We start from the raw sequence: 12,753 nt of genomic DNA on the forward strand, positions 1-12,753 counted from the left end.
ATTCTCCTCTGTTTTTACTAACACAATACCTCAATGTTAAAGAAATTATATTTCACTCTACCTATCGTTGCTATGGCCGGTGCTGTCGTATTTTGGCTTCAACCTCACTACTCTGCAGAAGAGGAAAGCTACTACCGCTCGGTCTTCTGTACCATTGATCATAACGATCAGGAAATGTTCTTGCGTGACATGGAGAAACTTGTGGAAGCAGGGAATTCTGAATATGCACTCCGTCAGTATCACTATATTCCTGAGCTCGGTGAAAAAATGTTCAATACCTGGAAGGAGCTTAGTATCCAGGAAAAAAATGCTTTAAGGGAGGACCCACAGCAGTGTCTCGCTATCATGAGCGAGAGACAACGATTGTAAGTACCGTGTTAACGTCAAGCTGTAATTTTCCCTTTGAACCATTCTAAAATGTCCCCAGGAGATTTCTGGGGGAAATTTCATGATCAAAGAGACAGTTACAATGAGCCATAAGGAACTCGACAGGCTTCAGAGTATTCAGGAGCCAGTCAGCCGTCACATCACCCAGGAACAAGCCGCGGTACGTATTGGGGTCTCAATCCGTTAGTTTAAACGCCTGTTGCATCAATACAGAAATGAAGGTCCTGTTGGTCTTATATTTCGCAGACGTGGAAAGCGTCCAAATAACGCTTTTACTCCCGCATTTAGAACGACGGTAATATCACTCCTCAAAGACCAGCTACGCTGGTTCTTGACCAACTCTTGCCTGTGCGAAATTACGCGAGATACACGGCTTGTCTTCATTTGTGGAAATTCTCATAAAGTGGATGGTAAAGGAGGGAATATGGTGTGAACGCCGTCGTAAACATGCCCGAATAAATCAACGCCGCATGCGACGTCCATCCTACGGTGAATTGATCCCGCCTCATTACTGATTTGAGGGCAGGGGGCCCAAATGCACACTGATAGTTTTTATCGATGATGCTATCAGCGCTCAGATGGTGCTGCTATTCGTTCCCACAGAAACAAACCTGGCTTACATGGAAACTCTTAGGGGTTACCTTAATGATCATGGCGTACCGTCCCGCTTCGCTTCTGGCACTGAGCGGACGTGTAACGGAGCTGAAGCTCTATTGTGAGCGAAGAGCGGACTTATCCGTAAAAGGCTTACCATCAGGAATGGAAGTTCACCCCAAAGGAAAACTCTCGGAAACTTTCTAGACAACCTTTTCCCGAGCATTTAGCCTGAATTAAAATTTTAATATCTTTCAGGCTAGTTCATTATGAAAAATGATATCAGAACCCTCGACCTTAACCTTCTTAAGGCCCTTGATGCATTACTGGATGAGAGAAGCGTTACTCGGGCTGCACAGCGCCTCTCCCTGACGCAGCCTGCCGTCAGTGGTATGCTTTTTCGCTTGCGTGATTACTTTGACGATCCACTCTTTGTTCGCACCAGCCACGGTATGGTCCCCACTATGCGGGCCAATGAACTTTCTGCGCCGGTAAAAAAAATCCTCACCGATATCGCTATCCTGCTGAAACCAAATAAATTTGATCCCATGACGGTGGAACTGACTTATACCATCGTCGCAACGGACTATGCACTTAAGGCTGTTGTCGTTCCGTTGATGTCTGAGCTGAAACAACGTGCACCGTATATTAAAATCGCCGTGCGGTCCGTGGACAATGAGCGAATGTATCAGCAGTTGTCTCGGGGTGAAGTTGATCTGGCTTTGGTAACACCGCAAACAACCCCCGAAGACCTGCATGGAAGAGCGCTCTATGAAGAACATTATGTCTGCGTAGCACGACGTCATCATCCTCTGGCTGCGAGTTCAAAAATGACGCTCGAACAATTTTGCAAGCAGGAGCATATTCTGGTGTCTTCGGACGGAAACTTCACGGGTGTTACAGATGAAGCACTGGCTAAGCTCAGTCTGACACGAAGAGTAGGGATGTCAGTTAATAGTTTTCAGGTGATTCCTGATATATTGCGAGTGACTGATATGATTGCTGTTGTACCTCACCGCATGGTCCTGGCTAACAACGATCTCATCATTCTCCCTTTGCCCCTGAAAGTTCCCGGCTTTACCAAGAGCATGGCCTGGCATGAGCGAACCCATCGTGATCCAAGTCATCAGTGGATTCGTGCTTTATGCGCAGAAGTAAGTCAACCTACCGCGCCCTGATATAATTTATCTTATTAAGAAGATAATGAATTACAATTCGCCTTATAACTCCATTGTGCCAATAATCACTGTCATCACGTTACTGCCGTAACGACAAACGTAGTGCACTCAACTTTAGCAAATGGAGAAATTTATGAACGCGATTAACTGGCCAGAAGGCTTTGTTCCCGGTTTTACCGATAACTTTGTTTCTAATGAAATGATCATCTCAGGTCTTAACGTCAATGATGTCTGGCCGCTCCTGAGTCAGCCATTGCTATGGCCGGAATACTATAAAAATTCCGCCGATGTGCGCTTTTATGACAACAAAGGTCCAGAACTGGAAAATGGTGTTCGCTTCTACTTCAGCACGTTTGGTTTCCCAGTTGAAGCACAGGTTGTGGAGTTTGTTCCACCCGCTGAAGGTAAACCTGCTCGTCTGGCATGGCACGGATGGGCCGGTGAAAAAGATACCGCTCAACGACTCGATGTCCATCATGCATGGCTACTGGAGGACCTTTCCGGTCACAGGATCCGTATCTTAACGCAGGAAACACAGAACGGTGTCCCCGCAAAAGATCTGGCAAATACCCGTCCGAACCCAATGCTTAATGGTCATCAGGAATGGCTTGACGGCCTGATTCGAGCAGCAAAGAAATAATAAACCGCTTTCCACAGCCATATCACTGAGGCTGCACTTCCCCGTAGCCTCAAGAATATTTTCCCGTTTGCTATTGCAATTGATTACATGTAAATCATGTAATCCCCTTTACTGGAGGCTAAAACGCAGATCTTGATGCTCAGGACACGCCTCTCCATTGGGCGCATTCGCCTGTCGGTGTGTGGTTCGTCGTGGGACTATAGGGAAGAGAAAAAGCGTTTAATAGGAGCAGAGGGATTACAGGTACCTTTTGGTGCGAGTGTATAGCGTTTGCTATACAATATCATTGTGATATGCTTGTAAAGCAATTGCTATACAAGGAGCACACTCATGAAATCAGATGTCCAGCTCAACCTCAGAGCCAAGGAGTCTCAAAGAGCACTTATCGATGCTGCTGCAGAAATCCTTCATAAATCACGCACGGACTTTATCCTTGAAATGGCGTGCCAGGCTGCTGAGAATGTGATCCTCGATCGTCGCGTATTCAATTTTAACGATGAGCAGTATGCTGAGTTTATCGATATGCTCGATGCGCCAGTCGCGGATGACGCTGCCATCAATAAACTCCTGGCAAGGAAACCTCAGTGGGACCTGTAACAGCACCAGAACCGTTATCCAGCACCCATCAACTAGCAGAGTTCGTCAGTGGTGAGGTTGTACTTGATGACTGGCTTAAACAGAGAGGATTAAAAAACCAGGCTCTTGGTGCAGCACGAACGTTCGTCGTTTGTAAAACAGACACTAAACAGGTTGTCGGTTTTTACTCCTTGGCCACCGGCAGCGTTAACCACGTGGAAGCAACGGGAAGCCTCAGGCGCAATATGCCAGATCCAATTCCCGTAATCATACTTGCTCGCCTGGCAGTCGATTTTTCATTCCGTGGTCAAGGGCTCGGGGCCGATTTACTGCATGATGCAGTTCTGCGCTGTTACCGTGCAGCTGATAATATTGGAGTCCGTGCGATTATGGTTCATGCACTGACTGAAGAAGCCAAAAGCTTTTATCTTCACCATGGCTTTAAGGCATCGAAAACTCAGGAACGGACTCTGTTCCTCAAGCTTCCGCAATAGATTCATTGGCAAGAAAAGGGATGTGGATGGTGATAAATTATTGATATTTAATCACATATTGACTACATTTAACATAATCTTTGTTATACGCACTAAAATTGTAACAGCAAAGTTGGAATGTCCGTTTTGGGGTAACTTAAGATGTCCGTCACGTAGATTCACCATCGAGGGGAACTGATGACGGCACACGCAGTTTGGATGAAGCTAACCGACTCAAGATCATTTAGGACGTTTTCGAGAGGCGTCTGACAACACAGATGGCAGCTCAGCGGCTTGGTATCTCCGACCATCAGTGCTGCTGTCTGCTTGCGGCGCGTTATCGCGAAGATGGTCCGCTTAGCTATCAAGCCGCCGTGGTAAATCCAGTAACACCAAATTGCCTCAGGGATTAGTAATATCCGCTTTTGGCATAGAGCGGACGGTCAAATTGACCACGACACTTCAACTAGTGAGCGACAAATATAGTTGATCCAATAGCAGAAAAGATAAGGCCGTGTTGCGGCCTTATTTATTAGCAAAGAATTTAAATGCTGTCTCCAACGAGACTTCCTAACATCTGTGTTGAATTCACGCATCAAGATCTATAGCGCTCTACTGTTACCAAAATACATGGTATTAATGTAATGAATAAGCCTCAAGCATCATCTTTATTTTCCTCTGCATTTGCATCATCCTGTTCCAGCGCCAGCACGGGAAGGCGTTTTTTGATGAATGAAGAACGGCGGATAATCTCAGGGAATTCCACCTGATTTTCATTAATGGCTTGGCTCACGGTCTCAGCTTCAGCCTTTGGCCAAGCGCTGAAAGTAAAATGCTGTGCGTTAAGCCACGAACGCAATATCTCATCACTTGAAGCAATACTGAACAGTGCTGCAATTGCTCGTCGTGAAGCTTTCCCTTCCGGTTCAGAAAACTTGATAACATCATGAAAATCGTGAATTACTTTTATCCTCTTTTCTTTAAGCGTGTCCACTTCCATAAGAACATCGTGGAGCTCTTTAAGTATTTCAGAGCGCTGCTCATCAACGAGACATGACCATATTAATCTTACGTTGTTGTTAGTTTTCAGCTGTGCTGCATCAATAGTCCGATACCAGTTCGCAAAGAGGTTGATACCTGTGGCCATGTGTAAGTAATTCCCAGATGACTCCATACTACGCAGGATAAGTATCCTATTTCTTTCTATCGCTTTAAAGGCACTATAGAGCTGCTCCTTACTAGAAAGGATATCCTTAATGATTGTGTATAGTTTTGCTTTGAATTTTTTGAAATGACTACTAGAAAAAATGTCCTCCAGAAATTCATGGCTTATTTGTGCTATATTTTTTTCATTTATACCGCTGAGCAAGTCATCTTCGCGGTCAATAATTGGACTCATGTAATCCACTTCACTTAATTCAGACTTTAGTAACGGGTAATAGATATTAACATAATCTACTGTGTCTATATAATTTAAGTGATTATTAATGAACAAAGACTTAATGGCTTCTTTTACATAGGGTGACGACTGAGTGTCATTCAGAGCATCCATTACGGCACTGAAACTCTGCATATAGCGGAAATAAAAAGAAAGATATTTAATGTAATTTTCATCATTTTCATAACCCTCACCGTAATCCGGTATTTCCGAATAATTTTCTGTTGCTACCAGATGTGCGACCATGTGAGCAGCGTATTCTTCAGGATAATTTTCGCTAATAACAATCTGTTTTTTTAAGCTGGAGGTTATTTGGGTGTCATACCACTCAGGGTTGAAAATAACATACCGGAGATCATCTATATTCTCATTGTTGCCAGAATTGCGGAGTAATCCCAATTTGCTAACTATATTTTCAGGTAAGTTCCCATCTTTGTTTTCGACTATATTTTCAATTGGCTTGCTTGACAATCCGAAGAAGCGGATGACGTCAGGATTGAAAATACCGTGCGATTCAGTTTGCAATAAGTGGCGAAGCATATTTTCCTGTTCTGCTTCCGAGAGAGAAATAGTGCTTATAGTTAGGTTGGATAGATTATTTATTTCATCTAATAAAAACGCACAGTAAAACTTTCCACTTACGTCATTCTCTAACAGGTTTAACAAGTTTCCATTAAATATTGCAGAATAAATGTTTGCCTCCTTAAGAAGGTCCGTGACGTAAACGTCGCCATTGTCTGGCCTTTGCTGCAGTTTATTCAATTCTGCGAGGACGTAATTTTTCTGCCTGACCAAGAAATCTTCGGTACCAAGGTAACCTTTTTCTTTTAAGAATTTGAGGCTTCGGCTGAACGATTCACGAAAATCTTCCCGCTCTGACAAAGCATATGACGCGTTGAGCCTATCAACGGCACCGGTTAGTTCCTCCCTGATTCTGGTTAATATATCGTCTGATAGTTTTATGACAGTTTCCATCCAGTCGTACATATTGAAGCGTCCAGCACAGCGCTGCCATGCGTGAGAGAATCCATACATGCACGCCAGCTTTTCGAGCGAATCAGCGTCATGGTTTTGAACCGCTTCGGTAAGAGGCGTGTCAAAGAGCTCCGTCCTGGCCAGTTTGCTGCTGGCCTGGAAGTGAATGCTCATTAAAAACTCGCTCCAACGTTGTGTGTCATGGTTGAATATCCTGCTGAGCTGTGCATGCGTCGCATACATTTTGTCCTCGTCAGGATTGTTTGGGGGCGAGTTTTCATTACGCGCCGGGATCCGAAGTAGGCTTGTTACCATCTGATCAGAATACCGAACTACAAGGATATACAGCGCCAGCAACACGTGCCGTAGTGGCTCCCCTGCCGGAACCGTCAGATCGAGAATATGAATATCGTTGACCAGTTTCTTGAGAAGTCTTGGTGTTATACGGGGATATTCCGACGGGCGCCAGCGCTCCAGCAGCTGAATGGACTCCGTGCAGGAGGTCTCATCATTTTCGCACACGGTCTGCTTCCACATTTGGCGGAAGGCATCCTGCCATCCTGCTGTGATTAGAGGCGGGACAGTAAACGTCACAGGAATTCGCTTGGCAATGAACTCCCGTCCGCTGTGTCCCTCAAGCTGGAGTGATTGAGCTACCTGTCGCGCCGAATAAGGCACAATAATGCGGAACTGCTTATGCGTGGTTCCCGCAATGAGCTCCATGTCGCTCCACAGCTCTTTGACCTTTTCCGAACTTATCCGATCGAGGTTATCAATAATAAGAATAAACTGAGCTTCAGCAGGAACAGTCGGTCTTTCTGTGAATCCAGAGAGGGCCTTGGTTAATTCAATGGTGCCAATTTCTCTGCTGACAAGCCATTTTTCCGCAATTGTATCCACGCTGTTTTGTTTAAATAAATCACCAACTGTTGTTATATTTTCCGGCTTCCCAAGTTTTTTATTTTTAGCAGAACTTTTAACCCAGAGAGCCCCTAAAAGCAACACAGGTGAAAGCAATGCTGAAAGTTCCAGAGCGACTACCCACCATGACGTAACCTTGCCGCTGACGAGGTAACTGTTAAGGTCAATAAGTAGATATCTTGCCATCTGGACAGCGAGTAACGAAAATAAAACGAATGAAACTGTCCACCAACTGAGCCGGCTGCTGACTTTTTTTTCATACTCAACGATATTCCCAAGCGCTTTGTTTTTGAGCGTCTCCAGTGAATTTTTATCTACTCCATCTCGTGCTTGGATCCCCTGGTGTATAACCTCAATCAAAGCCTTTTTAGTATTACCATGATGATATCGTTCTGCGTCAAATTCAATAAAGGTATAATTATTCGAAAGATACTTCTTAAGTAACTTAATTATCGTCGACTTTCCCGAACCTAATTCCCCTTCAAGACCAAGAATATTGATTTCTGATGTTTTTATTACCCTGGTCATCTTCAGTGCCACTTTTTTATGGGCTTTACCTCTGAACAAATCAGTATCTGCCGGATGTTCCTTCTGCAAAATAAGGGGCATGTGCTCTCCTTTGTGCCCTAACGTGGGCTAGTGAATAGTGTCAACAACGTATCAATGGTAAGACTCTCTTAACTTTTAATCATAATGTCATGCCTGGGAATGTTACTGAAGAATTTACTGCATGAGTGGAAGTGAGAGGCAACAACAATTGAAACTGGTTTATTTGTACGCTTTACTGCGCTTAGTAGCGTATGGGAACAGTTCAATGATTTATTCATTCTTATATCCATTTTATTTGATTTGAAATCACTGCTTTACTCACATCAGTTTACTTCAACTTTTTGGTTTTAAGAATGCCCTGATTCTATTTTTTCTTGACACGTAATATGAGCTATATGATTCGGTCACGTCATGTCAGATTACGATTGTCACTTCTACTTATTAAAATGTACGTTTGAAAAAGTAGACTTTCTACGGTACGCTCTGGTGGTATCATTTACCCAGATTTTTCACTCAGCGCGCCGATCCCTTTCCGGCCCGGACGGAGCCCGACATGATCCTGATACCCGACGACGAACCGGAGCTGAGTCTGCCCGCAGCCGTCATTCCACCCGGTGAGGAATTTCTGCCGGCGCTGTCTGGTGAGAACGCTTCGGTCAGTCCAGCCCGGGCCTACCTGCTTTCCCTCAATTCCCCCCGCAGTCGGCAGACTATGGCCTCGTTCCTCAGCATAGTTGCCGGTATGCTCGGCGCCACGTCCCTCGATGCCTGCAGCTGGGGCAGCCTGCGTCGCCATCACGTGATGGCCGTGACTGAACTGCTGCGCGATACCGGCCGGGCCACGGCCACCGTTAACACCTACCTGTCGGCGCTCAAGGGCGTGGCTAAGGAAGCCTGGATGCTCCGACTGATGGACGTCGAGAGTTTTCAGCACATCCGGGCGGTGCGTAACCTGCGCGGCAGCCGTCTCCCGCGCGGCCGTGCCCTGCCGCCGGAGGAGGTCCGTGCGCTGTTTGCTGCCTGTGAGGCCGATGATTCCAGTATCGGCATCCGCGATGCGGCGATGCTGGCCGTCATTCTCGGTTGCGGTCTGCGACGATCGGAGGCCGTTGGGTTGGATTTGCGTGACGTTGTCACAAATGAGCGAGCGCTTCTTGTGCTGGGTAAGGGAAACAAGGAGCGGCTGGCCTACATGCCGGCCGGTACCTGGCAGCGGGTGCAGAAGTGGGTTGATGAAGTTCGGGGAGAAAAAGACGGGCCACTGTTCACCCGAATCCGCCGCTTTGACACCCTGACGGACGACCGTCTCACCGATCAGGCGGTTTACCATGTTCTGCAGGTACGCCAGCGCCAGGCCGGGATAGCGAAATGCGCGCCGCACGATTTAAGGAGAACCTTTGCCACCGCCATGCTGGATAACGGCGAGGATTTAATCACGGTAAAGGATGCGATGGGCCACGCCAGCGTCACCACCACCCAGCAGTATGATCGCCGCGGCGAGGCGCGCCTGCGCACAGCTCGTGACCGCTTGGATCTGATATGAACTTAACAACATGTTAAGCGATTAAGCTTACAGGACATAAGATAAGGGTGCCCGCAGACTGCGCGATTTCTGGAATGGTGCCACAGCGGAACTTTCGTTAACGTAGGTCTGCCGGTTGCCCTGTTTCCCATTCTGAGCCGGGATGGTTTGGACCTGCAGGGTGACCGGCGATCTTTTTGCCTTCATTCAAGCTCTTTCCTCAAATGGGTACGAGGGTTTCTCCTCACGATCCTGGTTTGCTTAACCTAACAAGTATTCGGCTTTCTCTCGTGTGTTGCTGAAGACGTCGTATTGTATTCCTGACACGAATTACTAACCCAGCTGCTTTAATAAAAAACACTGCTTCGAGTTATAGTCATCGTCTGAGCATCTCGATTCAGACCAACAGTTTACCCGCCATTAAATCCTGTTGAAATCCCGCTACATAACGGTAGAAAAATATCAAATTGATAAGGCAATGAATTGCTTTGTTAATTTAGTTTTAAAAGTTTATAAAGCTTCATGGTAGTGAGGTTTAATAGGCATTTGAACCGTAAAAATTAGTAATGACAATTAATTACGCTACTAAACTAAACGAAATCTGTTTATTTTGTATTTTGACTATTTTCAGATTTGGATGATACTATTCTTATATCGTTTCAGTTCATCAAGTCCTCCGAACAACGGCGTTCCTGCCAATCCTGCTTATCGAGGTTTATATAAAAACATTATTAAGGCTATATAATTTACTGATAATTATAACAATCCTATCTATCCCTTTGGCTGCATACGCAGGGAAATCCTCACGAGTCGAGTTTGAAGGAAACATAGTGACAGATACGTGCCAGAGTGTAGTAATTAATGAAAAACTAAATGTTAGCTGTTTTATTAAAAATATAAAAATATCTTCATCAATAGATTACCCTCCCTCTAATGAACTTCTCACCTCATTGAAGTTAAAGGAAAAAAGTGGATTAATTCAATCTGTTACATATAAATTCCTGAACAAAGCAAAAAACATCAGGCTTGCCGAGATTAATTACCTTTAAGCCTTCCTTAAATAATAGAGGTTATTATACACTGTGTTTGTCCCAGAGTTCGTATTTTCCTCTATTAATATACGCCTTAAATCTGCTGAGCTAAAAAGATAGTACTCTATATATGAAAAATATATAGACATATAGTCTTCTACTAAATCTATTAAGTTCTGGTTTACTGTGATGTCTTTTTTACTTATATCTTTAATGTATCCATCTTTTTCCAAGCTATTAACTAATCGCAGAACCTGCGTTCTTGAAACACTAATCTCGAACGCAAGTTGGTTGATTGTGCTGTTAATCTGCATATTATTAAAAGCTGATTTCATATACAAATACAGCAACAGAGAACGGCCGCCATCTTTATCAATATAATAATTAATTTTAGTGTTTATCTGTTTATATGTAACACCTTTCAATAAAGGAACAGATACACCATAAAAAAAATCCTGCAGAAAAGATCTAGACGCAATAGCCTCCATATTGAAATTATATTCAGGATGTAAATCTTTTAACGGTGCGATAACCGTATATATATAACTCTTGAGGTCTTTCAATCCCTTTTGCGTTATTACCAGTTTTACGTTTCTCCTGTCATCAGAATCTCTTTCTGTATCTATGCGTCCTGATGCCTTAAGCAGTGAAATGACAGCTATAATACTGTTCTGACTGGATATAGAATTAATCTCACAGTAATTTTTTATATCTTTAATAGATTTAATGCTGCCACTAAAAATAAAGCAGCAAGTCATCAGTATGATATTGAATCTACTTTCATTGAGTATGTGCTTAAAGAATGCAGGCTGTAACTTCAATAGCGCTTTATCATTTTCATAAAATTTTTCTATAGCATTGAAAAAAGTTTCACGATTTCTTATCGTGGCCGCATTAGATATAATGGCTTGTTTTATTAATTCAGCTGACATAATTAACCTGCTAAAGATATGCCGGGTTTTAAAAATTCATTACTCTCCTGAATAAACTGGTCCATAGCCTCCTCTTTGAGTGGTTTGCTGATTAATGCTCCCTGAAAGTCCAGTACAGAAAGATGACGTAAGCAATTTATTTTTTCAATTCTATCAATGCCTTCCGCGATACATTTTCTGTTGGTTAAAGAACAATAATGCTGGAGAGACTGTATTAATGCTAGACAATCGAAGTCGTGCAGAGAGTCATTCACTGCTGAAATATCTATTTTATATCCATCAAACTTAACATCTCTGACAGGGAAAAATGCACTTTTAGCTGAAAAACAATCATCAAGAAATACACGATAGCCCATGTTCTGTATTGAGTTGATATTATCAATTACTTCAGGGTGATGTTCGAAGGAAGTCTTTTCATTAATTTCGAGAACCAGACTTTTACAGGTCTGATTAGTCAACGACGAGCGAGCAGCGGCGAGCATATTCACTAACCCCTGCTCATGAATCAACTGGTTAGGGAGGTTCACAGAGAAATAATACCGCCCCTGATACCTTTTTATCATTTTTATAGCATGGCGGAGCGCAAATGCAGTAAGTACCATCCAGGGGTACTTACTGCGCAATCCTGGAAGAAAATCACCAGGATATTTTATGGCAGTATCTTCGACCCATCTGACCAGCAGCTCAAAACCCTGCAGTCTGAGATTGTGGTTAACTATTGGCTGAAAAACCATAAAAATATCATCTGCTGCAACAGCATTTACAAAACGTCTTTCATTTTCTGATAAGCAATTAAAATGCCTGTCACAAATGATCCCGGATGTTTGATCTGTGGCCAGCGTTTCTATTCCCAAGCGTTTAAATTTTTTCATGCCAGTCAACCTGTAGTTGTATAGTGATTTAATACTTAGCCCTGTTTCAGATGCCTGTGATCTCATATCTTTGCCACGATAAACATTAATCAGTACCTGTAATTCGCGACTGCTCATGCCTTTGGACGTCATTTTGCCCATTACATTTTCAAGAAATGCATTACACATTAAACAGGTATGTATTGTGCTTCCCCTTTTTAGAAGTTTATCCACGTTCTCCATGGTACAACTGACAGGTGCAATGATAAAATCAATACGTCTGAGTATCTTCTTTTTTACATTAGCGGTTAATGTTTTAGCGATAAGCAATGCAGACGCATTTGTCACAAATACTACGGTAATCCTATTTTCACTTTCATTTAAGACTTTAATTATCTCATTTAGAGTCGAAAGAAAGCTAGGTTCATGCCTGGGCAAATGAACGACCGCCGCTTCAGGCAGCCATGCATCTTTTGGCTCAACTTCAGTCGAACCTTCACTTCTAATGTTGAAATATTCTCTAATGCCATTTTTGAAAAAAGCACATTCCGAAATAACAATGCTGACATCCATTTTAGTTTCTCCGCCATTTCAAGATTCAACGATGACGTTATATGTAAATATAAGTCAATGAAGCTTTCCGGCACAATTAAATTCGTAGCACTAATTGGTTTTTTTTGTGTCCA

Annotated in this window: 9 protein-coding genes and 2 pseudogenes; 8 read left to right on the forward strand and 3 right to left on the reverse strand. The window is 43.5% G+C overall.

What is annotated here, in order from left to right:
- The first annotated feature begins 33 nt into the window (after positions 1–33).
- The 7 genes and pseudogenes from N037_RS07530 to N037_RS25165 all read left to right on the forward strand — a co-directional run.
- Positions 34–369, forward strand: coding sequence for a hypothetical protein (locus tag N037_RS07530; RefSeq protein ID WP_032640024.1), 336 nt, complete (start codon positions 34–36; stop codon positions 367–369).
- A 79-nt stretch (positions 370–448) separates the two neighbouring features.
- Positions 449–1,049, forward strand: a pseudogene (locus tag N037_RS07535) (helix-turn-helix domain-containing protein); the annotation flags it as partial.
- A 201-nt stretch (positions 1,050–1,250) separates the two neighbouring features.
- Positions 1,251–2,159: a LysR family transcriptional regulator gene (locus N037_RS07540; protein WP_032640026.1), complete on the forward strand. Its 909-nt coding sequence runs from the start codon at positions 1,251–1,253 to the stop codon at positions 2,157–2,159.
- A gap of 133 nt (positions 2,160–2,292) precedes the next feature.
- Entirely contained in the window at positions 2,293–2,799 is a 507-nt protein-coding gene (locus N037_RS07545; protein WP_032640028.1) for a polyketide cyclase, read from the forward strand.
- A 330-nt stretch (positions 2,800–3,129) separates the two neighbouring features.
- The gene (locus tag N037_RS07550; protein WP_032640030.1) at positions 3,130–3,396 is read left to right on the forward strand and encodes a type II toxin-antitoxin system TacA family antitoxin; all 267 of its coding nucleotides are present in this window, start codon (positions 3,130–3,132) and stop codon (positions 3,394–3,396) included.
- Positions 3,384–3,869, forward strand: coding sequence for a GNAT family N-acetyltransferase (locus tag N037_RS07555; protein ID WP_032640032.1), 486 nt, complete (start codon positions 3,384–3,386; stop codon positions 3,867–3,869). Before N037_RS07550 ends, N037_RS07555 begins: the two co-directional genes overlap by 13 nt.
- A 194-nt stretch (positions 3,870–4,063) precedes the next feature.
- Positions 4,064–4,287, forward strand: a pseudogene (locus tag N037_RS25165) (ISNCY family transposase); the annotation flags it as partial.
- Positions 4,288–4,503: 216 nt separating this feature from the next.
- Here N037_RS25165 and N037_RS07560 read toward each other — a convergent pair.
- Positions 4,504–7,791: a P-loop NTPase fold protein gene (locus N037_RS07560; RefSeq protein WP_032640033.1), complete on the reverse strand. Its 3,288-nt coding sequence runs from the start codon at positions 7,789–7,791 to the stop codon at positions 4,504–4,506.
- Positions 7,792–8,284: 493 nt separating this feature from the next.
- Here N037_RS07560 and N037_RS07565 point away from each other — a divergent pair, with 493 nt between their 5' ends.
- Complete coding sequence (locus N037_RS07565) at positions 8,285–9,274, forward strand: tyrosine-type recombinase/integrase (RefSeq protein ID WP_032640036.1); 990 nt, start codon at positions 8,285–8,287, stop codon at positions 9,272–9,274.
- 1,024 nt (positions 9,275–10,298) lie between these two features.
- On the opposite strand, the gene N037_RS07570 is transcribed toward N037_RS07565, so the two are convergent.
- Both N037_RS07570 and N037_RS07575 read right to left on the reverse strand, forming a co-directional pair.
- Positions 10,299–11,216 (reverse strand): MarR family transcriptional regulator, encoded by a 918-nt coding sequence (locus tag N037_RS07570; protein WP_032640038.1) that lies wholly within the window; start codon positions 11,214–11,216, stop codon positions 10,299–10,301.
- A 2-nt stretch (positions 11,217–11,218) separates the two neighbouring features.
- Positions 11,219–12,640, reverse strand: coding sequence for an EAL domain-containing protein (locus N037_RS07575; RefSeq protein WP_050511224.1), 1,422 nt, complete (start codon positions 12,638–12,640; stop codon positions 11,219–11,221).
- Positions 12,641–12,753: the final 113 nt, after the last annotated feature.

This window comes from Enterobacter sp. EGD-HP1, from assembly GCF_000733275.2.
Lineage (GTDB): Bacteria > Pseudomonadota > Gammaproteobacteria > Enterobacterales > Enterobacteriaceae > Enterobacter.